Consider the following 24,404-nt stretch of genomic DNA (forward strand, 5'->3'; position numbering starts at 1 on the left):
GTTAGAACGTTCAAAAATCCGCCTCGTGTTCGTCACTGTCGCCTTCAAAATCAAGACGACCCAATACTTTTACCTTTGCCGTGCCCATCAACTCAGCAAAGGACAAAACAGGTACATGGTTAAACTCATCGAACAACAAAGTCCGTATGGGGCTGCGTAAATCATGGGCAACCAACAGCACCCTTTGCTCACGCTGATAGGGTAAAAATGCCTCTTTGAGCAAGTTGATCAGCTGTGCACTGGGACCGCTTTCCAGGGCCAGAAACACACCGGTTTGAGTCTGGCGCAGCGCTTCCCGAAAAATGTTTTCGGCGTTGGATGAAAACAGCCAGGCATGCAGCCCGTCGCTTTCACTGTACTGATGATAAATCTGCGACTTCAGAGCAATCCGCGCGTAGTCCGCAAGCGCATTGACCTCACGCTCATGCTGCCCATACTCATTCAACGCTTCGATAATCAGGCGCACAGCTCGCAGTGGTACACCTTCACTGGCCAAGCGTTGCAGTACGGCAGAAAAACGTGAGAGCGGCATGATGCGCTGCAACTCTTGAACCAACTCTGGCTGACTCTGCTCTAGCCAGGAGAGGATGGATTTACATTCTTGAATACCCAGAAACTGCGGCCCACTGATCATCATGGCCCGCTGCATGCGCACGACGATCAAGTCGTGTGCAGTGAACGGTTCGATCTCTTCACCAGCCAAGAACGGATCTTGCGGTTGCAGCCATAACCACTCCTGCTCATCCCGCTCTTCACTGCCTCGTGGAGCCTCAGGGCATTGGTCCAGATAGCGACCGCGCATCAGTGCGATCAACGGCGAGAAAGTCGCCTTGATCATCGGTACTTCGTGCACACAAAAGCGAAACTCATCATCGGCCAGCGAGGCGCTGTATTCGATCTCAAAGGGAGGGAGGGTTAAACCGATTGCAGTGACAATGCTGTTTCGAGCCTGGCGGATGGAATGAATCAGCTGAAGAGCGCGCTGATCGTCCTGCTGCAGAGCTGAAAATTGCAGCACATAGGGGCGCGTGGGTGTAAAACTGCGCAGGTCCTCATCCCCATTCAACTCAGGGGTGGTCTGGGGCACAGACGCAGACTCGACTGACTCACCTTTAGTGCCGCGAAACCACAGGTAAAAACCCAGCGCAAAGGTGTTCAGTGCAATAAAAATGAACACCAGGGTCGGCATACCCGGGAGTGCGGCAAAGGCCAGCATGCCAGCCGAAGCGATCATCCAGCTCTTGGGCTCACTGGTGATCTGCTGCCCTATTTGCGTACCAATGTTTGCTCTTTCTGAGTCATCATCAGGCGCAACACGGGTGATGATCATGCCTGCGGTCAATGCAATCAGCAGCGCCGGGATCTGCGCAATCAAGCCATCACCAATAGTTAATACCGAATACAGCGTAATGGCGTCCCCAGCGCTCATCCCGTGTTGAATCATCCCGGTGGAAAAACCACCCAATATATTGATAACCACAATAATCAGTCCGGCAACCGCATCGCCTTTAACAAACTTCATGGCGCCATCCATCGCACCAAACAACTGACTTTCGCGCGACAGTTGTTCGCGTTTATAGCGAGCCTGTTTACCGTCTATTAAACCGCCTCTCAAATCGCTGTCGATGGACATCTGCTTACCCGGCATCGCATCCAGACTGAAACGCGCTGCCACTTCAGCGACTCGCTCCGATCCTTTAGTAATCACCAGAAAGTTCACCAGCGTGATAATCAAAAAAATCACCAACCCAACGGCAAGGTTCCCCCCCACTACAAAGTTACCAAACGCTTCCACAATGTCGCCCGCGTCTTGTTCCAACAAGATCAGGCGCGTGGTCGCAATCGACAGCGCCAGGCGAAACATAGTGGTTAACAGCAACATCGAGGGAAAGGAGGAAAAAGCCAACGGGTTCGGTAAATAGAACGCGAGCACAATTAACAAACAAGAAATACAAATATTGACCGCAATCAGAATATCAATCAGCCAGGTGGGAAGCGGGACAATAAAAATAAAGACAATGCCGAGCACGACCATCGCCCCCAGGACTTCCCCTCCCCCGGAGACTTTGGAGAGCACTTTATTGAAGGTGCCAGCCCACGTCATTTAACGATGCTCGAGTACCCGAATGCCTGTGGTACAAGTCCTTCGGACTGAGTCTGCTCATCCATCAAGCCCATCAGAAAACGCAACGTATCCTGGCGGTTTCGCTGATCACACCATATGCCCAACGGAAGACGCTGAATCAGTGGGTAGACACGATTGAGCATGAGCAAATGACTGTCAGGGCTGGTTGCGCCCAAATCACGACCCAACGATTGGCTCTCGCGCAGGTCAATGCCCTCGCTGGCATACCCCAGCAAACGTTGTAACAGCGAAACCGCAGCCTGTTCGATTGATTTTTCGTGCCTGGGCATTTGCTCAATAAATCGGCGACAACTGTTCAATACACTGCCTAATTGCCTGCAACTTTGCAGACCCAACATAACGGCCCTTAACTTGTTGGTCGGCAACGATGGGCGTTGCGCTGCCATGTCGTCAGCCAGTGCCCGACTCATCATTTTTAACCCTACGCTGAACCCTTTGTCCCCAAACATTCCCAGCAGTGCCTGCATGATGATCGCCGGTGACTGGCGCCTTACCACATTGGCGTAATACAGCGTGCGAACTGCCTGGCGCAAAGAAGCATCATCACTGATAGTGCTCAGCCCACGCGCAATGTTCATCCCCGCTTGAACAGGCCCTGCGTGCTGCGTGTGCAGCTGATCCTGATAGCTGTGCGACAACGCAACATCAGCGTCATGACCTTCTGATTGTGCCCATGCAGTTACGTAACTCAGCACTACACTGGTCCGGGCCGGATCACCTCCGGTCAGTTCCATCAGATTGTCCAGGCTAGACCTGGACGACATCTCCTGACGGACCTGTCTGGCTACCTGGCTCAAGTTGGCCTGACCGGCATGGCCCAACTGCTCGTACAAAGCCATGAGTTGCTCGATGCCCTGAATTCTGCGCACTCGAATCTCGGCCCCCGAGGCACGCAACGTTCGCTGCGCCATTTCTTTGCTGCTGCTCTCGGTCTTTTGACTAAACAGCATGCCGACCTCTTCGGCAGAACTTTGCTGAGTGGCCTGAGGTACCGGCGGTCGAACGTTTGTCGCAGCGAGCAAAGAGCTCACTGCTCGCGAGGGGTCATGTCGCACGTCAACTTTCATAGCGTAATCGCCCATCAGAGAAGTTTCGATCTTCTGTGTGGCCAAGTACGCGTGAACAGTTCCTTATTAATGTGCCTATTTTTTAAATTGAAAAAGTTGGCGCACGCGTACGCATGATTATGCAAATAGCGGCACAAAAATAACCGTGCCATTTATAAAAACATATATAAATCAACTTGATAAATCACTTCAAAAGATTGGCACACGCAGTGCTTAGGAGGTCTTCCTCGAAATTATTTCGAGGCCGCTTATCCTGAGGATGAATAATGAATCAGCGTAAAGATGCTTCACTCACCCGACCTGTGGACGCGCCGCAGAACGTGTTGGACATATCACCCGAGCTGCAACGAAAATTGAAGGCATTTATCCACAAACGTGTATTGAACCCCGAAGATGCAGACGACATCTTTCAATTAACCTGCCTTGAAGCATGGCGCGGTAAAGACCGATACAGTGGCCAGGCAACTATCAGCACGTGGGTGTGCGGGATTGCACAAAACTTGATCCGCAATCACTTTCGCCGCCTTTACGCAAAACCCATTCATTGCGAATTTGATGAAGCGCTGTGTACGGACATGGATAACGCTCAAGACTTGGGCGGGCAGTTCGAGATCAAGCAACGCCTTGAGCGCACCCTGATTGCCATTGACCACCTGCCCAAAGAGATGCGCAATACGCTCTATGCCTCTCTGGAAACCGGCGGTAATTACCGAGACACCGCGCTCGCCCTTGAAATCCCCATCGGCACGGTTCGCTCACGCATCTCTCGAGCGAGAGAACAACTCAAGATAGCCACCCACCGTTAAAGACGATTACCGGCGTGAAGGTACTGACTCACCACGGGACTGTTCTGCCAAGTCCCGTGGTTGTGAGTCAGGCAATGGCCTCACGCTTTTTGCGAGCGTGGCAAGAAAATAGCCAGTACACCCAACAGCGGCAGATACGAGCACAAGGTGTATACGTACTCGATGCCATGAATATCAGCCAAATGCCCGAGCAGCGCGGCACCAATCCCTCCAAAGCCAAACATCAGGCCGAAGAAAATACCTGCGATCATGCCCACGTTGCCCGGCACCAGCTCTTGGGCATACACCACAATGGCCGAGAACGCCGAGGCCAGAATAAAACCGATGACCACACTCAGCACACTGGTCCAGAACAGATCGGCATACGGCAGCAGCAAGGTGAACGGCGCCACGCCCAGAATCGAGAACCAGATCACCGCCTTGCGTCCGATACGGTCACCGATTGGCCCGCCAAAGAAGGTGCCCGCCGCCACTGCGCCCAAGAACAAAAACAAATACATTTGCGAGCTGGCGATCGACACCCCGAACTTCTCAATCAGGAAGAACGTGTAGTAACTGGTCAGGCTGGCCATGTAGAAGTATTTGGAGAACACCAACAGCCCCAGCACGACGAGTGCCGCCAATACCCGTTGTTTCGATAACCCGTGGGTCGCCTTTTGTCCGGCCTTGAGCTTGAACAGGTTCAAGTGGCTGCGATACCAGCGGCTGATGGCATACAACAATCCGACCGCGAACAGCGCAAACAAGCCAAACCAGGCGACATTGCCCTGCCCGAACGGAATGATGATCGCGGCGGCCAACAACGGCCCGAACGCAGAACCCGCATTGCCACCGACCTGGAAAGTGGACTGCGCAAAACCATAGCGCCCGCCTGAAGCCAGCCGCGCCACTCTGGAAGCCTCCGGGTGAAAGGTCGACGAACCGATGCCCACCAATGCCGCGGCCAGCAGAATCAAAGGAAAACTGCCCACCTGAGACAGCATCAAAATCCCGACCAGTGTGCACACCATGCCCGCAGGCAGCAGCAACGGGTTGGGGTGTCGATCCGTGTAATACCCCACCCACGGCTGCAACAGCGACGCGGTCATTTGGAAGGTCAGGGTAATCAGGCCGATCTGAGTGAAGGTCAGGTCATATTTAGCCTTGAGCATCGGATAGATCGAAGGCAGAACGGCTTGAATCAAATCGTTGATCAGATGCGCCAATGCGACTGCGCCGATGATGCGCAGCACTAACGGGCTGGTTTGAGCGGGTGGCGAGGCTGTCGTAGTTTTTGTTTGAGCGTTGCTAAGGGCCATAAGCGTTTCCGTACATCAGGTGAATGCGCACTTGCGGGGGGCGTCAATGTGCCACTTTTTTACAACATATTTCCATTCAAACGCTGGAAAACCTTAAGCGGTTGATAGAACAGCAAATTTTTTAAGATATTTGCTTGACACATGCCCCACTCGAGGGAATAATGCGCGCCATTGGCTACATAGCTCAGTTGGTTAGAGCATAGCATTCATAATGCTGGGGTCCGGGGTTCAAGTCCCTGTGTAGCCACCAAACGCTTGTTTACAGATGTCTCCATGAGTCTATAAACAGTACAAGAAGCCCGCCTAGTGCGGGCTTTCTTGTATCTGTGGGTTTCTCCTTGTCTCCCCCTATACCTTCCCTCCGTGTATCCCCCTGTGTATCCTTCGTTAATAATCGAACCGAAGGGATACAAGTCAATGAAGCGTTCAGAGATCAAAAGACGTCCCTTGTCTGACACTGCTTTGGCCAACCTGGAACCCGACACGAAGGAGTACCGGGAACAGGACGGTAATGGCTTGTATTTCCGTGTTAAGCCTGATGGTCAGAAGTCTTGGCAATTACGCTACAAAACTCCGGCGGGCAAATGGAGCTGGATGGGGCTCGGGGGTTATCCAGAGGTAAGTGGTGCGCTGGCACGACTGAAGGCCGCCGAACTGCGCAGTGACGCCGCAGAGGGCAAGAACCCTATCGTTACGAAACAAGCCCGCCAAGCTGCCGAACTTGAAGCCAACAACAGCACCTTCGAGGCAATGGCCCGTGAATGGCACGCGTCCCGAATCAAGTCATGGGATGCAGGCACTGCCAAACGAGTCATGGGCGCTCTGGAACGCCATGTATTCCCCGCTTTCGGCAAGCGCCTGTACACCAGCATCCTTTCAATGGAGTGGATGGGGTTGCTACGCGGGATGGAGCAACAGGGCATTCTGGAACAGATGAGCCGGGTGCGGGCCTACTGCAAAGATGTGTATGACCTTGCTCGCGTAACAGGTCGCGCCGTTAACAACCCGCTCGAAGGTGTGCATAAGTTCCTTTCCACAGCCAAGGCCGAGAACTATGCCCACGTCAGCCTTGAAGAACTGCCCGCCCTGCTCCGCGCTATCCGCTCCTACCCCCACGCCAAAGATGTTCAACTTGGGTTACGCCTGCTGACCCTGCTGGCCGTGCGCCCTAGCGAGCTGCGCGAAGCCCGCTGGGAGGAGTTCGACTTCGACAAGAAGCTGTGGACAATCCCGGTAGAACGTAAAGGTCGCAAGAAAGGGCTTGAGCACTTGGTTCCACTCAGCCGCCAAGCTGTTGAGATACTAAACGAGCTGCGCCCTCTGACAGACGCCTACCCACTGCTCTTCCCCGGCAGAAGCGACCGTACTAAACCCCGTAGCGATACCGTGTTTCTGATGGCTTTGCGTCGCCTGGGCTATGAAGGCCGCCAGACCGGCCACGGCTTCCGTCATATCGCCAGTACCATCCTGAACGAACACGAGTTTGATGCAGACCATATTGAGGCCCAACTTAGCCACAAGGCACCCGGTGTGCGCGGGATCTACAACAAGGCTCAGTACCTGACACAGCGCACAACGATGATGCAGTGGTACGCCGACCATCTGGATCGCCTTGAGCAAGGTAATGTCGTACAGGGGCACTTTGGAAAGGCAAATTGAACACGGCAACCCAGCCCCCACTAAAAACCAGTGTTACGCGTGTTACTCGTGTAACAGACACCATCAAACCACTGAAACCAAAGGGCTTACGGCATGTAACACAACCAAATTGCTCGCTAGGTATTGGTGTAACGGGGCTGAGTTGTGTAACACAAAAACATCCGACCTCGGCGCTGCAGGCAGAGGAAATCCAGAGTATGAAACGCAGAATCATCACCCTACTGCTGGGGCGAGGGGCAACGTGAATGGATGATGAAAACATGCCAATTGGCGTCTTGGAGATTGCTGGCTACGACGTCAGCAGCCTGCTGTGGGAGCAAGACGAAATAGAGCAAGCTGTAAAGGAACTAGCATTGTTCCCCCATTTTCGTGAGCACTTCACAGAAGCCTTTGATCTCATTAACTATGCCACCTCATTTTGGCTCGAGGAGCTCAGCTACTCTGAATGCGCCGGATCAGTGATAGCGACTATTTTTCGTCTTCGTGACGCAATAGATGAGCATGCAGGGTATGCCGATGCCGCATCCCTACCGGATGTCATGAAGCAGTTCTACAGCGTGGACAGAAACGCTACCGACTCCCAGCTGGTGGCCACATACGCATTGGTCCAAGCCGTTCAAGCTGTAGAGGTTCTTGCCAACTGGCTTTTTGCTAGTGAAGTCGACCTCTATGATTTAGACGAAGATCTCATAGTCCATCTGCACGCGACAGATCCAAAAAAATACGCAGAATTAGCCCAGGCAGAGCGCCTTAATAACAGGGACGTGGAAATTGAAGCACGCGAAACCTTTCGTGTATTGATGGGCGATGCTCATAGGGCGTACATGCTGGCTGACCTGTACAAACAAATTGAGAACATTGACGTTTTGAAAGGTACATACAATGTTTCAAGTTTTTTACACAAAGCTCTCAGCAACGCATTTTCTGCCAAGGCTTATCAAAGAGCCTCATCGGCGGGCAAAGCCAACAGCAAACCTGAATCAGAGAAGCAGCAGACAGCTACAGAGCTTTTCGCAAGAGTAAGCCAGTCGGCTAAACGCCGTATTGCTGCAAACCCCACGATTTCAGGGGCTGATCTGGTGAAAGAGCTCGTCGAAAAAGACTACATAGCATCTACACCCACTGTTAGAAAATACCTTAAAAAAGGTCGATTCCTGCCACGTTAAACTCTAATAAAAAAAGCAAACCGTGTTTGCTTTTTCCTCCCTCTCTAGCCTGTGCCTGTCTCTCACCTTACAGGCACGACTATGTCCGACTCACGTGTTTCGACAATCAACCTAGTTGCACAACGCGATCCGGCGACAACTTTAATCCGGATCACTGAAGTGATGGCCATCGTAGGTCTTGCTCGCCCTACCATCTACAAACTGATGCAGCAACCCGAAAGCCGTTTCCCTACTCCCGTGAAGCTGAGCAACAGCAATGCCCGTGGAGCACCTGTCGCCTGGGTATTGGGGGAAGTTCAGAACTGGACACGTGCGCGCATCGCAGCCCGCGACAATGAGGCCGCATAAACATGGGCCTTCCTCAGAAAGCGATCATCAGACCATATCGAGTACTGCGAAATATCGGCTTTTCTGCGTCCCGTATTGCTCGTTTTGAACGACTACGCCGACGCCATGAAGCGCTGGGCCGTGCATTGATCGTAGTGAGCTGGCCAGACGGCGTTTGGTGCGTACTGATCCTTCATACCGAATGGTTCGGAGCAGTTGCTCTTGATCAACTCGAGAAGTCATACGCCTACCGCGAAGCCCGCCAGATGGTCAGTGAAAGCATCACCCCCATTCTGCACCTGCGCCACGAAATCCATGCCTGAAACGAAAACGCCCCCGGGAGCGATCCGGAGGCGTTGAGGTATATCTACATGCCAGCTAAATCTATGCCGCTTCGAAAAAATACGCAAGACCTCAGCACGGTTGCACTTTTGAAATCGGGACGTTATTCTCTTGGCGTCACTGCAAATTCAGTGACCGGGTTTGACGGCCCGACGAATCCAAGGCGCACAGGCGCCCCCATAACGATTGCAGGCGCTTTTTTTGTGCCCGCACATCCTGTTTATGGCGGCTGTGCGCAGGACACCTTCGGGTGTGCCGGTTTCCTTGATTCCCGGTCCGTCAACCTGCGTACAGCTGCCACCTTAATTCGTTTGACGGCGAGTCGTGGCAGTTCCCAAATCAAGGAGCTACGCCACATGCACGCCCTCAATCCGTTCAAAAATCGCGCTGCTGCTCATCGAGCAATGGCTCTCGCCGCTTTACACGCAAACTCCAGCCTCGCTACACGTCTAGCCCGCTACAACGCTCACATGTCCAAAGCTCGCTCCCTCGAATCTGCAGGGGGTGCTCGATGAAAAGCCTGTTGAGCTTCGCCCTGCCCGAAGACCTCCTGTGCGTCAGCAAAGAGGCCGAAGCCGGTATCCCGATTGACGCCATCACCTGCGCCATTGATCGCGCCTCGTCTGTGCTGACCCTACTGGAAGATCACTTTGAAGGTGACACCCCTCGCCTCTCCAACCACATCATCGCGTCCGTGCTTTGGGATGTTCGCGGCACGCTTGGCTTAATCAGAACGCTGGCCATGCATGCTGATACGGCATCGAACCAGAGTGATTCCTCTGGGGGTGCAAAATGAATACTCCCCCAAAAGGTAATTCACGCCGCCCAACTTTTGCCCAAGTCAAAGCCGCAGCTCTGCGCAACATTGATCGCGTACTCACTCAATGGCTACCCAACGGCAAGCGTGTAGACGGCGGTAAGGAATACACAGCACCCAATCCAACCCGCACCGACAAGCGCGCAGGCTCACTCAAAATCAATCTGAGCAAAGGCACCTGGGCTGATTTTGCGACCGGCGATAAAGGTGGCGATCTGATTGATTTGGTGCGCTACCTGGATGGCGGCACGGACGTAGAGGCCTGCAACAAACTTGCGGATCTGCTTCGGCTGAACGCTGAGGATTCGCCATCAAAACCAGCACCGACTAAAAGCCCAGCACCTGAGTGGAAAGCAATTCAACCGATCCCAGCGGAGGCCATGAATAAGTGCCCTGCCAAGCATCGGCAGCACGACGCGCCATCCAAAGTCTGGATCTATCACGATACTCAGGGCCAGCCCCTTATGGTGCTTTATCGCTTTGACCTCGGCCCAGACGAAGACGGCAAGCCCAAGAAAGTCTTCGCCCCGCTAACGTGGTGCCAGAGCTCCGATACCCAAACTACTCAATGGCGCTGGCAAGGCTTGGCCGAACCTCGCCCACTGCTTCGACTGCACGAGCTCAGCCTACAAGCAGGTGCAACCGTGGTCCTGTGCGAAGGTGAAAAGGCTGCGGATGCAGCCGCCGAACTCTTTCCAACCTACGTGGCCACCTGCTGGCCAAATGGCTCGAATGCCTGGCACAAAGCTGACCTGTCCCCGCTCAAAAATCGCACGGTCGTGTTGTGGCCCGATAACGACCCGAGCGGCACAACCTGCATGGAGGCCGTTGCTAAAAAACTGGAAGCAATCGGAGCCGAGTCAGTTCGCGTAATTGAGCTGGAAAACTTCAAACGCAAACCCACCCTCAAAAATGGCTTGCCCGGTTTCACCAAAGGCGGCATGTGGGAGCAAGGCGACGATGCCGCGGACGCACTCGCCAAAGGCTGGACGGCGAGCCACATTGCCGACCTGGAGCGTGCTGGCGAACTGTTTGCTGCGACGCCTGCACCGACTGTAGAGCCCAAGGTAAAAACACCGGCTAAGCGTGCGGCTAAACCTAAGACTGACACACTGCCCAGCGGCTTCCGCCTGACTCACGAAGGGGTGTTTTATTCCGGTGAAGATGGCGAGTCACGTCCTGTTTGCTCACCACTGGAAATACTCGCTCGCACCCGTGATGCCAAAGGTCATAACTGGGGTTTACTGGTCGAGTTTGACGACCCAGACGGCGCAAAAAAACGCTGGAACATTCCGGCGCGCACCATGACCGGCGACTTCGGAAAAGACGTTCTAGGTCCGCTGGTAGATATGGGGCTGCGACTTGCTGGCACGCGCTCCAGCCGCAATGCACGCAATGACTTGCAGAGCTACTTCCAAGGTTTCGACAGCGCACAGCGCGCCCGCTTGGTCACACGACTGGGCTGGCATGACAGCGCCTTTCTACTGCCAGAACAACAAGTCGGTTCCCACACTGAACACCTGCACTTCTATGAAGCAGGTGCCCAACTGCCGCCTATCAGCGAGGCTGGCACCCTGGAGCAATGGCAAGAGCAAATCGGTGCCTTGTGCGTTGGTAATCATCGCTTGGCATTTGTGGCCAGCGTTGCGTTTGCCGGGCCACTGCTGCACATGCTTGGCCATGAGTCAGGCGGCTTTCACCTTTACGGCGATAGCTCGGGTGGTAAAACCACCCACCTGCAAGTCGCTGCCTCGATCTACGGCGGGCCACGCTTGGTGCGGTCATGGCGCTCGACCGATAACGCACTGGAGTCCATAGCAGCCGCGCACTCGGACGGCCTCCTGGTACTCGACGAAATCGGTATGTGCGACCCGCGCATCATTGGCGAGACCGTGTACATGCTCGGCAACGGCACCGGCAAAGCACGTGCTAATGATCGTGGCCAAGCTGGCCGACAGGTTCAAGAGTGGCGTTTGCTGTTTCTCTCTACCGGCGAGAAAACCTTGGCACAACACATGGCCGAAGCCAACAAAGAGCTCAAGGCAGGCATGGAAGTACGCATGCTCGCGGTGCCTGCAGACGCCAGTAAAGGGCTCGGCATGTTCGACGTATTGAATGGGTTCGAGGACGCTGCCGCCCTTTCTGACGCACTCAAGGCCCGAGTAGCCAAGTACTACGGCACACCGCTCACAGCCTTTCTATCAGCGTTGTGCGAGCCCGGCAAAATGCACGGTTGGGCGATCATCCTGCGCCGCACCCTTGAAGGGTTTATTGCTAAGTCCCTGCCCGCCTCTGCTAGCGGTCAGGCACATCGTGCAGCCCTACGCTTTGGCCTTGCGGCTGCAGCTGGTGAGCTCGCTACCGCACTGGGCATAACTGGTTGGCCAGACGGCACGGCAACCACGGCTGCCCGTGTCTGCCTCAACGCGTGGCTGAATGAACGCGGCGGCGCCGGTAACTTTGAAGGTGACGCGATCGTTGCTCGCCTACGCCAAGTCATCGAGCGCTTTGGTGAAAGCCGCTTCACTCGCTGGGAGTCTGCCGCCGCCAAGATTGACGAGCACGGTCCGCGCACCATCGACCGGCTGGGCTTTCGTAAATCGTTGGAGCATGGCATGGGCGACGAGCTGCATACCACCAACACCTACTACGTGCTGCCCGAGGCGTGGCGCTCCGAAGTATTTAAAGGCATGAACATCAATGCCGTGAACAAGGAGCTGCTGCGTCGTGGAGTGCTCGAGCCGGGAAGCGACGGAAAGGCTTCAAGTCTCGTCCGCCTTCCCGGGCTAGGGCCACAACGCTGCTACATAGTAAAGACGATTCCGGGGACGGATGAGAGCGAGGCCAGGGCTGCCTGACGGTTACCCATTGATCGAGGTAATGCCGGCTCATTCCCGGCCTCGCCAGCCATTCAGCCAACCCCAAATCAAATTACATTGAGATAGAACAAATGAACGAGATCCAAGAGCTGAAAGACCGTCGCGAACAAACAATTCTCGAGAAGGAAGCACTTGAGCGGGAACTAGTCCCCTATGCGGCAGCACTCGAAGACTATGACGTGATGCAAAGTTTGGAAGACAACTTGCGCTACAAAATCACCGATAAAAAAAGAGAGGTCGGCTACCGTGAGCGGGACATCGAGACGCTCGATAAGAAGATCCATCGCAGAGAAACACTGGCCAATCACCAGAGCCTGATGGCTGGCTATGTCGAAGCCATCGCTACATGGAAGGCTGACGAAGAAGAGCTAAACCAAAAACGTAACAGCATCAACACGCGCCTTGAGCAGGTCCGTCAGCAAGCGCATGAAGATATGGCAAAAGCGCGGCAGGCAGAGACAGAGGCCGCTACAGCTTATGCACAGGCAGTCGCTTGGGGCGATGTGGAGGGTGAGAAAAAGGCTAATGACGACGCTCAAAAAGCTGCGAAACATCTCACCTCTGCCGCTGAGCATCAGCGTCGGCAACAGCTGATTATTACTGCGCTGGAGCAAGAAATCGTCACTATTGATCGGCATATCTCAGAAGCACAGCAAACGCGCGCAGGCATTGAAGATCAAGCGTCACGCTTGGCAAATATAGTTCTTGAAGAGAAGTGGAATGCTGCTGCAGTCGCTCTGCTCGAGGTAGGCGGCAAGCTATGGGCCGCTCGACGACTTATCGATCGAGACCCTGTGTCACTGTTCAAGCTGAACATTCCTGAACAGGGGGAGAACTTTTGGAGCTGGGGGTGGAGCGAACTTTCAGAACGCTCTCATCAGCATAGCTTCGAAGACGTACTCGCTATGTAGCACAGATATCCCTGAAACGGCCTAGAAGCAAGGCCGTTTCGGTCATCCAAGAGGCTCGACCATGAACACTGCCACACAAAGCAAAATCAGTTATTCGGAATCCTTGAAAGCCAGGAAAACACATCTAAACGGACTAATAAACCTCGTAAAACCAAGGACAGGAAAGACTACAAAAATAGAGGCTATGACGATTACAGCAATTAATGCAGAAATTAGCGTCATAGAACAGCAGCTGGATAAACGGGGTTAATGCTATTGCGGAAGCACACAAGGCTGCCGTCATAGCCCGAGCTTAAAATTTCTACCAACAGCCCTATAACCCTTCACCGAGAATATTCACACTTCCATAATCTATTTCGAAACTACGTATTTGACCGATTGAAGACCTCCGCTCCTGGCCTCTATCGGCCAGGAGCGGCCAGTGATTCTAGTGAATAAATCTGTCCCACTTTCTGTTTCAACCACAGAACAGCGCATAAATAAATTCCGCCAAATGGGTCGGATCTATTCGCTAAACTTAAAAAGTTTTGGATAAGCCAGCTCCAAGTAGGACTTAACAACACCTGTGATAAACTTATGCCCTTCATCAAGAGTCATGATCTTGGCTGTATTTGCATTTGCATTGTCAAGAAATCCGTGCCGACCATCAAATCCTGATAGCTCATAATTATTGGCTGTATTCCTGAACTTGGTTTCTTGAGCGGCAACCCTGACTGCCTTAATACCTTTCTTCTTCTCAAGTGTTTTTATGGTATCAAGGAGCTTGTAATACCCAACCCATCCGTCGTTCAAATCAAGAAACTTGAGCAGAAGATAAACGTCTTCGTTTTCAGTTGCCAAAATCGTCAAGCCGACTGCAGTGGAAGTTTTCAGGCCATTAATTAGTTGCTTCTGCGATACCATTGGGTTCAGCGCTCTAGGCCTTTTCAATAGGCCGGATATCTGCACTCTTTCCCTGTGATTTAGCCTTACTTCTTTCAATGCAATAGCGTGGATCGTGTGTTTTTGATAGTTTCGTTCGAAAAGCTCTGAAGCACCATTGAGCAGACTAATTAACTCATATGCTACGAGCCAGACCTCGTTTTCGGTCAGCCCGTTGAAATAGATCGAGTTGAAGCTGAAGTGGTCGCTTAAGCAATCGTTCCAATGATCAATCCCTCCCCAAACGCGAATATAGTCTTGTGGAAATGGTTGCTCACTGATGTGTCGAAGCACCTGAGGATTCCCGCTGAGCATCACTTCCCAGTCCGCTTGCTCGCTCACTGCTTTACCTCCTTTTTGTGGAACTGCAATGCTAACAAATTAGCCGGTCAGTGGCCGGCTTTCCCTTGCTGCAGGGTTTAGATGTACTCTTCCTTGAACAGCTTCGACAAGCCGGTACCGCTGACGGCTTTGAGCGCAAGCAATGTGCTCTCGATCTACTGCTCCCCCTAGTCAGGTTGTTATTGAAAAGGGGGCAGATTTATAGATGAGAACGACCGAGCGGTGTTGCGCCGATTGCTGTCTTTGGGCAGACCGACAATCGTCCCATAATGTACACTCCAAAATGGCGAAATGTGAGTAACCTTGGTTTAGAGTGGGTGCCCTTTAATTGCAAAGATCCGCGACTCTAAGCTCATCGGGACGCCATGCCATTTCCTGCTAGAGGCGTGAAAACGACGTAACTGTCTAAAAACTGTAAGGTTTAGAGTTTCACTCGTCCGTCGTTCGCTAAAAAATCCATTAGCTGTCAGTTTACGCAGCAACAACCCAGTTTCCTTCGATTAGTATTTGAGAAGGTCGTTTGGTCGCCCGACATGTGTATCTTGCAGTGCAGCGATCTGCGACTGCGCATAAGCGACAGGGGACGCTCCACTGAAAACAAGCCAGGACACGAGCTCTGGATCTTTGACTGACGTGAATCGTGCTAGGTCAGCAAGGTTTTCCCGTGCAAGTGCAACACGCTTCAGATGCCTTTTGAGCTTGTCTGGTTTGCCCTTCATATCTTCACCTTGATACTCGGAGAGCTGGGAAGCGACTTCTGAGTAATTTCGCGCAAGTGAGAGGTCTTTACATTCGACGATGAGCACTTGCTTGCGGTCCGGACGCCAAGCCAACAGATCAATATCACCTGGATCTGTTGGCAGATTTCGCCTCAATATCTCTGGGAAGCCGATGCCGCGTCGAACAGTCCATCCTGCGTAGAGCAATTCTCTTTCTAAGGACTTTTCGAAAGAGTGTCCCTCCCGAGCTTCCCCAAGCCATTCGTCTCTCATCCCCTCCGTCCGGAAGAATTCCCGTTTAAGTCGCCCCGAGTGTGCCCCGTTCAAGATGTAGCGCAGAGAGTTGCCCAGTTGCCCCGGTGAAACGATCACCAGCGGGTCTTGACTTACGTCTATCTGTAACAATGGGCGGGCAACTACAGACAGGCGTCGACCAAAGCGCCAAGGATAGATGTCAGACGGGTCAAACTCGTCTGGCACCTCATCCCACTTTGGACGCGTTCTGAGCACGAACTGGTCGAGGAAAGCAGAAGCGACGTTATCGTCAAGCCCAGCAGACTTTCCTGCAATCTCCAACTGGCTCCGCGTCATTGTGAGAATTGCCGTCTGTTTCTCCATGCCAATCGACTCAAGTGCATCGACGAAGCGGAAGCCTTCATCAAGCGTAAAACCCATCTCCGCATTCCAAAGTGACAGAAAGTTCTCGGTGTCATCATCTAGTGTGCCAGGGTCAAGCCGCCCCCCCTCATCAGCCAACTCTTCGAGGTCGTCCTCTTTAGCGTAATGCTGCTTGAACCGTGCAGCATGGGCTTCGAACCGCTCGTTAGTCGCCTTAGACAGAAGAGGTTCGAGCACCATTTCTCCAAGCTCGTCGCGAAAGAGAAGGTCACCCAAGGGAGATATTTGAACCTCGGCTGGCAGCGCCCCAAAGCGTACCGCGTCAGACATGCCGCCGATGCGAAAGAGTAATGCTGCTTGTGCAAGGAGCCTACCAAGCGCCATGTCGGAGGCTTCAATCCCGCCTTTAGTGGGACACGCGCATAGAGCCAGTTCGGCTACTAACCGAGAGGTCAGTGCCGCGCCGGAAAAACGTCCCAACTGCTTGGCGATCGTTGCCTCGAGACCGACGTCACCAGCATGTAGGCCGAGGACGGCAGCCGCAGTCCGATGCCAATGGGTTTCCTCGCTTCGTGCGCGCTCGCAATTCTCAAGCAAGCGGGTGAGGGATTTCAGACGATCAAAACGAGAAAGCTCCCCCTGCATATCGTGAAGTAGCACATCTACAACGTCGTTGAGGAGCTTGCCGACCGCCTTCTTACCCTTATATTGGGCCGGCGCATCGGCCGCAACCGCACGCCACCCGAGCCCAATTCTGGCCGCACCCGACTCGGTGTTCTCTATGGTCAAAAGTTGTCGCTTCAAGGAGCTGCGCACATGATCACTGAAGTCGAACGTTTCCATAATATGGAAGCTTCGCGCAGCGTTATTAGGAACCGCTATCCGCTCGATTTCTAGCCCCAGGTCAACCGGTGCATCGATACGCAGAAGAGTGGCAAACGCAGTACCGAGCGCGCGCACTAAAGCGCGTTCTGCACGGTTGTCCGGCGCCCGAAAGCCAGCAAGGTACCCGTCTTTGAGCAATACCCGTAGCGCCCCATGTTCGCGTACATGCTCGATTTTCCAGAAGGTATTTAGATCATGTGGAACATTCTCGTCGTGGAATTGGTTAATGTCGCAGTCACCTTCAAAGTGAAGGTAGACCCTCACGGACTTCCTAGCACTCTGCTCACCAATGGCTTCAACCGCCTCACCAATCCGTCCAGCCCACGTGCGAACCATCTTGGCTAATTCAGAAAGGAGCATGTGATCTTGCACGCAGGGTGCTTCAATCGTCACCCAGAGATTGCACTGTCCTTCATACACACAACTTAGACGATATGCTTCGAGCTCATCGATGGATGCATAGCACCTGCTTTCTCGTTCGCTCGGAAAGAAGTGCTCCGCTGAAGGCCGCATAACACGGTGCCACCTACCACTGTTGTCACAAATGCGGTGCCAGTCATAACCCATGTCTGCTGCCAACCGCACATCACGAATAAGATCTGTCGGAATTGTAAGCATCAGAGGGCGCTCTGGAGTAATACGCCCCTCCGGGAGTTGATCGTGCGGGACCATATGGCCGTCATTGGCGCGTGCCCATCCAAGAAGGTTGAGGATGCCGTTGAGATTGATTATTTGCACACCGGCTCGCGCAATTATTTCTTCGGCGTCCTGCACACGCCAGAAGGCAAGCGGGGACATCTCGGGCAGCGAACTTAAGCGGGAAAAATCTGCGCTGGACATCCACTCGAACTGCCATGCTGCAGGCAGTTCGGGCACCGAGCCCACAAAGCCCGCCCCCCAGCCACAGCCTACACGTACGACTATGCCGCGTTGGAAGTCGGGCTGGTTGGCAAGATCAGTAGCGGTATCTGCAGCGCGGGCGTCGAGGAGATCTGCAGTTTCCTTATCGAGCCGGAGCATGCTGCTGAAACCTTTGGTCGGGTGCTGCTGGATGGAGGGCAAGACGAACTGGAGCACCATGAAGTGGCCCACATCGACTGAGGAGTAGACGATCGCCGATCGAGTTGTCCGATCCTTATCCCAGGACAACCGAATCCGCGTGCCGTTACCAAACGCCGGTGTCTGGGACAAAATACGCGCATGGGCATTGGCTAATGCCCTGTCGAGGTTGTTCAACTCTCCCTTATGCACAGCGAACGCTATCACCGCGTGGCGAAGCGCTATAGATAGAGCAGTGGGCAGCAAGACGACAAGGCCGTCACGTGTGAGGAGCAGCGGGCGCTGCTCCAGCATTCCCGCACTGGGCGCCTGGCTTCCGAGGGTAGTTATCTGTGTGTGGTCGAGAATGAAGAGGGAAAGATCTGCAATTGCTACACCAGCCGCCTGTAACATGCGCCTCGTCAAGGTGACACGTGAACGGAGTGCGCTCGCGTCAAGACCACCAGTCTCAAGTGAACCCGTTCTGGTTACACCACCCGGCTCAAAACGATGTAGATCAGAGTTAGCGCAGATGAAGTCCGAAAGCCGTAGAAGCGCCTGCGTGGCCCGCTTAAGCGGGATGAAGTAGCCCTCTTCAGGCATGGCGAAAACGATATCTACCATGAGTTGCGTATAAAAGCCTGCGGCCTCCCATACGCCTTCCAGAATGCGGTAATCGCCCCTCACGTTACCCACCCTGGAGACGAACACATCCTCGGCCGGATCTTCCCCTAATACACTGTTTGACGTGCCAATGGTCGTATACCAGCGGCGCGCATCGTCAACAGTGGCAACCTGTGGGCCTTTGCAGTGAAGGAGGGCAAGTGCAACCAGTAACTCTAACCGTAAGCATTCGGACTGATGTGCAGGAAGGGTTAGCAGGCTGGCTAGCAAAGCCACTGTGTCGTCTCGTTCAAAGTTGGCGAGATCGGCGACAAGTCCTGCGTTGTCGTTCGCGACATCAGCTAACGAGAGGCTGGGATTTACCCAGGTAGCCTTATCGGCCATCGCCTCAAGCAGGGATTGCAAATCTGGTTGAGAGAGGGAGTCGTTCACCTGCAGCTCCAGACAAAGTGATTCACATAGCTGATTCTACGTGAAGGGGAAATAAGGGCCTATGGTAATTGGAAATGGCATAAATAGCAGATCCTGGCCTAGCTCAGTCTGAACCGACTAGGTACGAACTGTAAACTGTGGTCTCTGCCTTTGGGAAGATAAGATTGGAGATACCGCCGACGAAAGTTTTGTAGTTGTAGAGGCTTTCCATGCCTTAAAACACTAGACCTAAAATTATGGTAGAGATAAACGGGTGGATGTATGCATCTCTACTATTCTGGAAATATCAGACTTAAGAGAACTTTTATTGTAGTTGTGATGCTTTATTTTCAGCATGAACTCCTCATCCCGATGTTCCTTGTTCAAAATAGCCCTCTCTACTAGTCTTTCGCTCCAATAGTCTCGTCGGGATAACTTCGTCCAATCGGTCTCTCCGCCTCTGACTACATTGACATCCTTGGATAGGACTGCATAACATGCTTGTTTAGCTTCGCTGGAGTCAAAATAGAATTTCGTGGCAGCTAGACTGTCAGTCGAGTTTCTATAGCGATATTTGCCCTCTCTCAAGAGAAGCATGACTGCGATTTGGTTAGAAGTTAGACTGCAGGCTTTCAATGCATCCAGGTAGCCAAAAGTGTAGATCCCTGCTGCTGCGTTTTTGCAGTACAAGCAGGTCCTAAGGGCAACATAGAGAACATCACATAGCCAGAGCTCGCCGGGAGTATTGTCAGGAAACCACTCCAAACAAGTTACAACGCGCGCTGTATCTTTATATAAGCTATTAACCTGCCTAGTAGACGGGCGAAACCCCCGAAACTCCTCAAGCAATGATTGATCGCCATCAATAAAAACACCATCAACATCCAGATGCGTTAGAAATAGGGAGCCTTTAGCGCGCATCCGCTGGATGGTCTCTACAGAGTAAAAAGTTAACTCACCATACTCATGGGTAAGACGGCTAAAATCTGGCGCTTTTCCCGACCAGATGCAGATAATATCCACATCGCTATTGGCGTTGGCATCGCCCCTAGCAGTAGATCCACATTGAATGATGGCGAATGACACTATTTTACAATCCTCTTCACAATAATCGCGGTAACTACCGCACACCAAGCAATTGATGAAAGAAGCAACAACATTGTAATAGTCAGGGGCATGATTTCATGGACGGGAGTGATCTCGCCATACCCGACTGTCGTCAACGAAACAACTGTGAAATATAAAGTTTCAAAAAAAGTTCCCTTCTCAGAACTTACCTTCCCATCAAGCAAAAAAGCAAAACCAAAAATTGAAACGACGGTCATTGCCAGACTATTCTTAATTCCATAACCATGCCCTAAAAAATAATCGAATAACAACCCCTTCAGAAACTTATAAATATTGGGCCTATTACCATAGAGATATTGATATCTCCGGTAAAATTGAAATCTCCGATCTGCGTGCATGGCAAATTCTTCTTGATGCATGGTCTTGGAGTTCTTATATAAGGACTGAAAAAGACCCGCATTGACATTTGCTCTGATCCAATGCCACTTATTGGTAAAATAAAAAAAGGCCGGATCAATATATGTATCTTTAAATTTTGTCTTGTAGAAGAAGCACTCGCGGAATTCACAATCGTGAAACTCGACACCCACCATTAGCGCCCCATTAAACGCGCAGTCTAAAAACTTGCAATTTTGAAATGTAAAATCCTCTATGACTTTATGCGAAAACAAGCATTTTCTAAAAATCCTTCCTGATATCTGTCTCTCCTTAGAGGTTATTGTCTCAAATTCAAAATCGATGAAAGATAACGAAATTTCAGGTTGGCCCGGTAGGTTCTTAATGGATACGTGCTGTGTGATTGTTTCGGAGATACCAAAACTTCGGTTCCCCTTTGGGATAATCTGGTCTTTAATTTTCTTTATCAACTTGACCTTCATACCGTCAAACATTCATCCAACTCCCTTGCCTGATTTTTCATTCTGAGCTCCCCTGAACTCACTTGTGCTTATTTTGAAAAGCTCAATAGATCGTCTGGCACCAAGCCCAAACACGTTCTATTTCAACCAAACCACACCTGTCCAAAGTCTGAGATGATTTGCCATGTTATCAAGCAAACCTCCTCGAGTGCTTGAGCCATTAAAGTGGACATGGCCATTGCTGAGGTAAATCGGTCTGCCAAAGACCAAACTGAGCAAGTTTTTTGGATCCACAAAACCTTTCAGTCAACCATACACGCATAGATTACGCCATCCGAGGATCAGAGGCGCTGAGATCGTCGGAGGAAAAAATTATCTGCTGGTTTTCAGCGAGCCGCTTTGCACGCAGAGTGATTCCGCCAGCCTGCATCATAACTTTGCTCGGCAATGTGAGTGCAAGCAGTGGATGTCGACCTCTAGGGACGATATGCGTGAATTTCGGCCTCTGTCAGGAAGGACTCAAACGTGAACGCTTGCATCTGCCCGATTGCTGCCTCAGGCCAACTACAAGCTTAGGTTTGATAGCTACATTCTAGTGGGAAATCACATGTAACATCCGTAGCTCTTGTAACACTTCCCTACGGACATTATCCAGAGCCGTGTAACTACTAAAAAACCTTTTAATTCAGATGCTTATCCTAACTCGTAACATCCGTAACACTCGTAACATAGCTGTCGAGGGAACATCCCCTAGCCCCCCCCATCGGTGGTGCCTTCAGCGATAGGAGTAGTGGGACTTCCCTGGGCGTCTAAACTGACGAGGGCCCCTGGGACTTATTGCCCGGTACGGGGCAGGAAACCCGCGGAAGAACGTTAGTGGGAGGGTTCACAACTTAGTTAACAGGTGAACTAGGTTAACTGCAGTTCACCTGTGCATTTGCCCTACCATTTATGCAGCATGCCAGCACCTTTACCAATGCGGTAACGATGCCCCCTTTTCTTCAGCCCACCCTTTCAATTTCAACGATTGAAATTTCAATAAGCTGGGTGCTCTGCTGCTAAAAAAATCCCGCGGGTTTCCTGCCCCGTGTAACAAGAAATCTCTCAGGGTCCCCAGCGTGATTTCCTAGCACCCAAAGGCGGAGCCAGCGAAATTCGCTTGGTAGGCTGGAGCGCAAAACGTCAGTCCACAACACCTGGCTGCTGACTTAGCGTTACACCCACGGGCAGCGTTACATCCGATGTACGCGATGCCGCTCAACTGTGTAACAGGCGTGAAAGCCAATGAAACTGGGCGAATGGCGAAGGCCGTTACACTCGTAACACCGGTTACACCAGTTTTTGAGGGGGACTAGGTATATCCTCTCATACTGCCCTTCCAAATTGGCCCTACACCACAGTGTTGACCTTTAGTGAATCAAGATGATCGGTGTGATAAACGATCACTAGGTGATGAGGGCCACTGATATGCAGTGCCACTGGCTCGAGGTAGATTGACTACCTTACAACACAGCGGGAGAACATCATGGAAGACACACCTTTGCTTGTGTCATTGCTTAAGCGCATGAATGAAAACCAACTGGCATTGGGGGCAGCTATCGAGGAGCTGTCTAACTGGGTTGAGCAAAGAGGATCTACAGTAGTGGCGCAGAACATCCGAGGGGCACTGGACACTCTGGATGGGAATGAAGCATTTATCACCCTTGCCCTAGCTTCATTGGCAGCGGAAGGTCGGACAAAGAAGTAACTACCCTGCCAAATGACAGCACACCACCAATCATCTGATGGTGCTTTACCTAGCGGGATACCACGATATCAGTGGGCAGGAACGTGCAGCGTGTATCCCCACATGTATCCCTAACTGATCACAATACATACAACCCCTTTAATTACAGTCACTTGGAATACCAGTTCAAATGACTGTGTACCACCAATACTAAAAATGGCTTACCGCAAGGTAAGCCATTTTTTTATGCCTGTAGAAAAGTAGCGCCTCTGAACCGCCGCCCGCGGGCTTTTAAGAATCGTCTGATTAAAGCTCTGCCCCCCGCTCGATAACCTGAACTGGCTAAACCTGCTCCTGACCGACTCCACGAAGAATGGGTTGGGCTCGAGCCTCATCTCCAGTTATCAGGATTATTACTATGAAGCGTACTGCTCTGCTCATCGCGATGACGGCATTCCCGGCGATCTCTTTCGCTGCCGCCAGCCAAAACACCATCACCTTCAAGGGCCAGGTGTCTGACCAGACATGCCAGGTGTCGGTCAACGGTAACTCCGGTAGCCCGATCGTGGTTCTGCCCACCGTTGCTTCCAGCGACCTGGACACCGCCGGTAAATTCGCAGGCGAAACGCCGTTCACCATCGCTGTGACCGGTTGCACGGCACCGACCACCGGCGACTTGAACATCAAGACCACGTTCCTGGGCGCTGACGTGAACGCCGGCGGCAACCTGGGTAACACCGGCACCGCACAAAACGTCGCCATCCAACTGCTGGATGCCACCGGCGGCAACCCGATCGCGCTGAGCGGCATGACCTCGGTTTCCGGCCTGATCTTGAAAAAAGACGAGACCGCGACCAGCCACGACTTCGCTGCGCGCTACATCAGCACGGGCGCTGCAACGGCCGGTACCGTATCGGCTTCGGCTCAGTACGCCCTCGACTACCTGTAAGCGTAACCCTCTGACCTGCCGCCTTCGCACCTCGCGAAGCGGCGGGTCCGCACCTCGATTGTCCTTATCTGATCCCCAGCCTTTCGGAAGGAGTTGGTCATGACCTGCCTGAAACGCTTAGCCCTGTCCGTAGGTGTGCTGATCGGCGTCACCGTTGCCCAAAACGCGCTGGCCAGTGTGGTCATGAGCGGCACACGGGTGATCTACCCCGCCAGCATTCGCGAAAAAGCCCTGCAACTCACCAGTCACGATGCATATCCCAATCTGGTGCAGATCTGGGTGGACAAAGGCGACCCGGCGTCCACGCCGCAAACCGCTGATGCGCCGTTTATCGCCAGCCCACAGATTTTTCGGATGAACCCCAAGGCCGGGCAAATCGTGCGCCTGGTGTACACCGGAAAAGACTTGCCGCAAGACCGCGAGTCGGTGTTTTACATCAACTTCATGCAGATGCCAGCCCTCAAGGCCCACGACATGGACGCCAACAAGCTGATGCTCACCGTGAGCAGCCGGATGAAGGTGTTCTATCGCCCTGAAAGCATCGCAGGCAACCCGCAAGACATCACCAAATCAATGACATTCAAGCTGCAAGGCAGCGGTTCAAACCTGAGCGTGAGCGCCGAAAACAACAGCGGTTATCACGCGGTGATCCGTGAGGCCAACCTGCTGGTCGGCGGCAAACCGGTCAACGTGGCCAAAGCCGTGATGATCGCCCCCTACTCCAACGCTCAATGGCCGGTTAAAGGGGCCAACGCTGGCAACCAATTGCGCTTGACGCTGGTGAACGATTACGGCGCTGACGTCACCACTGACTTGCCGCTTCACTAG

At 52.7% G+C, this 24,404-nt stretch carries 18 protein-coding genes and 1 tRNA gene; 12 read left to right on the forward strand and 7 right to left on the reverse strand.

Going from position 1 to position 24,404, the window contains the following annotated elements:
* Positions 1-10: 10 nt before the first annotated feature.
* Together sctV and sctW are read right to left on the reverse strand one after the other, a co-directional pair.
* Positions 11-2,104, reverse strand: a complete 2,094-nt coding sequence (gene sctV, locus ACP7A4_RS17770; RefSeq protein WP_426247877.1) for a type III secretion system export apparatus subunit SctV — start codon at positions 2,102-2,104, stop codon at positions 11-13.
* On the reverse strand, positions 2,101-3,228 hold the full coding sequence (sctW, locus tag ACP7A4_RS17775) for a type III secretion system gatekeeper subunit SctW (RefSeq protein ID WP_338101721.1): 1,128 nt from the start codon (positions 3,226-3,228) through the stop codon (positions 2,101-2,103). Before sctW ends, sctV begins: the two co-directional genes overlap by 4 nt.
* A gap of 251 nt (positions 3,229-3,479) precedes the next feature.
* Between sctW and ACP7A4_RS17780 the strand changes: the two genes are divergently transcribed.
* Complete coding sequence (locus tag ACP7A4_RS17780; protein WP_059762410.1) at positions 3,480-4,019, forward strand: RNA polymerase sigma factor; 540 nt, start codon at positions 3,480-3,482, stop codon at positions 4,017-4,019.
* A gap of 80 nt (positions 4,020-4,099) precedes the next feature.
* Here the strand turns inward: ACP7A4_RS17780 and ACP7A4_RS17785 are convergent, their stop codons facing one another.
* Positions 4,100-5,317, reverse strand: coding sequence for an MFS transporter (locus ACP7A4_RS17785; RefSeq protein ID WP_059762409.1), 1,218 nt, complete (start codon positions 5,315-5,317; stop codon positions 4,100-4,102).
* Between the two features lie 173 nt (positions 5,318-5,490).
* Here ACP7A4_RS17785 and ACP7A4_RS17790 point away from each other — a divergent pair.
* The 8 genes from ACP7A4_RS17790 (at position 5,491) to ACP7A4_RS17825 (ending at position 13,418) form a co-directional block, all read left to right on the forward strand.
* Positions 5,491-5,567, forward strand: a tRNA-Met gene (locus ACP7A4_RS17790).
* Between the two features lie 167 nt (positions 5,568-5,734).
* Entirely contained in the window at positions 5,735-6,976 is a 1,242-nt protein-coding gene (locus tag ACP7A4_RS17795) for a tyrosine-type recombinase/integrase (protein WP_426247878.1), read from the forward strand.
* Between the two features lie 245 nt (positions 6,977-7,221).
* Positions 7,222-8,142 carry a hypothetical protein gene (locus ACP7A4_RS17800; RefSeq protein ID WP_426247879.1) on the forward strand — a complete coding sequence of 307 codons (921 nt, stop codon included), beginning with the start codon at positions 7,222-7,224 and terminating at the stop codon, positions 8,140-8,142.
* An 81-nt stretch (positions 8,143-8,223) separates the two neighbouring features.
* On the forward strand, positions 8,224-8,490 hold the full coding sequence (locus ACP7A4_RS17805) for a helix-turn-helix transcriptional regulator (RefSeq protein WP_097191333.1): 267 nt from the start codon (positions 8,224-8,226) through the stop codon (positions 8,488-8,490).
* A gap of 2 nt (positions 8,491-8,492) precedes the next feature.
* A complete protein-coding gene (locus ACP7A4_RS17810; protein WP_426247880.1) occupies positions 8,493-8,792 on the forward strand; it encodes a hypothetical protein in 300 nt (99 codons plus the stop codon).
* Positions 8,793-9,322: 530 nt separating this feature from the next.
* The gene (locus ACP7A4_RS17815; protein WP_055102046.1) at positions 9,323-9,607 is read left to right on the forward strand and encodes a hypothetical protein; all 285 of its coding nucleotides are present in this window, start codon (positions 9,323-9,325) and stop codon (positions 9,605-9,607) included.
* Positions 9,604-12,486, forward strand: a complete 2,883-nt coding sequence (locus tag ACP7A4_RS17820; protein WP_426247881.1) for a DUF927 domain-containing protein — start codon at positions 9,604-9,606, stop codon at positions 12,484-12,486. Before ACP7A4_RS17815 ends, ACP7A4_RS17820 begins: the two co-directional genes overlap by 4 nt.
* 92 nt (positions 12,487-12,578) lie before the next feature.
* Positions 12,579-13,418 carry a chromosome segregation protein SMC gene (locus tag ACP7A4_RS17825; protein ID WP_426247882.1) on the forward strand — a complete coding sequence of 280 codons (840 nt, stop codon included), beginning with the start codon at positions 12,579-12,581 and terminating at the stop codon, positions 13,416-13,418.
* Positions 13,419-13,922: 504 nt separating this feature from the next.
* Here ACP7A4_RS17825 and ACP7A4_RS17830 read toward each other — a convergent pair.
* From ACP7A4_RS17830 to ACP7A4_RS17845, 4 genes are all read right to left on the reverse strand, one after another.
* On the reverse strand, positions 13,923-14,681 hold the full coding sequence (locus ACP7A4_RS17830; protein WP_426247883.1) for a hypothetical protein: 759 nt from the start codon (positions 14,679-14,681) through the stop codon (positions 13,923-13,925).
* Between the two features lie 500 nt (positions 14,682-15,181).
* Positions 15,182-18,997: an anti-phage protein Upx gene (upx, locus tag ACP7A4_RS17835; RefSeq protein ID WP_426247884.1), complete on the reverse strand. Its 3,816-nt coding sequence runs from the start codon at positions 18,995-18,997 to the stop codon at positions 15,182-15,184.
* A gap of 234 nt (positions 18,998-19,231) precedes the next feature.
* Complete coding sequence (locus ACP7A4_RS17840; protein WP_426247885.1) at positions 19,232-20,062, reverse strand: nucleotidyltransferase domain-containing protein; 831 nt, start codon at positions 20,060-20,062, stop codon at positions 19,232-19,234.
* Positions 20,062-20,934, reverse strand: a complete 873-nt coding sequence (locus ACP7A4_RS17845) for an ion channel (RefSeq protein WP_426247886.1) — start codon at positions 20,932-20,934, stop codon at positions 20,062-20,064. The genes ACP7A4_RS17840 and ACP7A4_RS17845 overlap by 1 nt, the downstream gene beginning before the upstream one ends.
* 1,492 nt (positions 20,935-22,426) lie before the next feature.
* On the opposite strand from ACP7A4_RS17845, the gene ACP7A4_RS17850 reads away from it, so the two are divergent.
* The 3 genes from ACP7A4_RS17850 (at position 22,427) to ACP7A4_RS17860 (ending at position 24,404) form a co-directional block, all read left to right on the forward strand.
* Positions 22,427-22,648, forward strand: a complete 222-nt coding sequence (locus ACP7A4_RS17850) for a hypothetical protein (protein ID WP_314400790.1) — start codon at positions 22,427-22,429, stop codon at positions 22,646-22,648.
* Positions 22,649-23,045: 397 nt separating this feature from the next.
* Positions 23,046-23,576 carry a fimbrial protein gene (locus ACP7A4_RS17855; protein ID WP_048363078.1) on the forward strand — a complete coding sequence of 177 codons (531 nt, stop codon included), beginning with the start codon at positions 23,046-23,048 and terminating at the stop codon, positions 23,574-23,576.
* 99 nt (positions 23,577-23,675) lie between these two features.
* Positions 23,676-24,404, forward strand: coding sequence for a fimbrial biogenesis chaperone (locus ACP7A4_RS17860; protein ID WP_059762408.1), 729 nt, complete (start codon positions 23,676-23,678; stop codon positions 24,402-24,404).

Origin of the sequence: Pseudomonas sp. TWR3-1-1 (assembly GCF_049896545.1) — a bacterium.
Lineage (GTDB): Bacteria > Pseudomonadota > Gammaproteobacteria > Pseudomonadales > Pseudomonadaceae > Aquipseudomonas > Aquipseudomonas weihenstephanensis.

Excerpts from the sequence above, each read along its gene's own strand:
- sctV (WP_426247877.1), bottom strand. The coding sequence starts at position 2,104 with ATGACGTGGGCTGGCACCTTCAATAAAGTGCTCTCCAAAGTCTCCGGG.
- sctW (WP_338101721.1), bottom strand. The coding sequence starts at position 3,228 with ATGGGCGATTACGCTATGAAAGTTGACGTGCGACATGACCCCTCGCGA.
- ACP7A4_RS17780 (WP_059762410.1), top strand. The coding sequence starts at position 3,480 with ATGAATCAGCGTAAAGATGCTTCACTCACCCGACCTGTGGACGCGCCG.
- ACP7A4_RS17785 (WP_059762409.1), bottom strand. The coding sequence starts at position 5,317 with ATGGCCCTTAGCAACGCTCAAACAAAAACTACGACAGCCTCGCCACCC.
- ACP7A4_RS17795 (WP_426247878.1), top strand. The coding sequence starts at position 5,735 with ATGAAGCGTTCAGAGATCAAAAGACGTCCCTTGTCTGACACTGCTTTG.
- ACP7A4_RS17800 (WP_426247879.1), top strand. The coding sequence starts at position 7,222 with ATGGATGATGAAAACATGCCAATTGGCGTCTTGGAGATTGCTGGCTAC.
- ACP7A4_RS17805 (WP_097191333.1), top strand. The coding sequence starts at position 8,224 with ATGTCCGACTCACGTGTTTCGACAATCAACCTAGTTGCACAACGCGAT.
- ACP7A4_RS17810 (WP_426247880.1), top strand. The coding sequence starts at position 8,493 with ATGGGCCTTCCTCAGAAAGCGATCATCAGACCATATCGAGTACTGCGA.
- ACP7A4_RS17815 (WP_055102046.1), top strand. The coding sequence starts at position 9,323 with ATGAAAAGCCTGTTGAGCTTCGCCCTGCCCGAAGACCTCCTGTGCGTC.
- ACP7A4_RS17820 (WP_426247881.1), top strand. The coding sequence starts at position 9,604 with ATGAATACTCCCCCAAAAGGTAATTCACGCCGCCCAACTTTTGCCCAA.
- ACP7A4_RS17825 (WP_426247882.1), top strand. The coding sequence starts at position 12,579 with ATGAACGAGATCCAAGAGCTGAAAGACCGTCGCGAACAAACAATTCTC.
- ACP7A4_RS17845 (WP_426247886.1), bottom strand. The coding sequence starts at position 20,934 with ATGTTTGACGGTATGAAGGTCAAGTTGATAAAGAAAATTAAAGACCAG.
- ACP7A4_RS17850 (WP_314400790.1), top strand. The coding sequence starts at position 22,427 with ATGGAAGACACACCTTTGCTTGTGTCATTGCTTAAGCGCATGAATGAA.
- ACP7A4_RS17855 (WP_048363078.1), top strand. The coding sequence starts at position 23,046 with ATGAAGCGTACTGCTCTGCTCATCGCGATGACGGCATTCCCGGCGATC.
- ACP7A4_RS17860 (WP_059762408.1), top strand. The coding sequence starts at position 23,676 with ATGACCTGCCTGAAACGCTTAGCCCTGTCCGTAGGTGTGCTGATCGGC.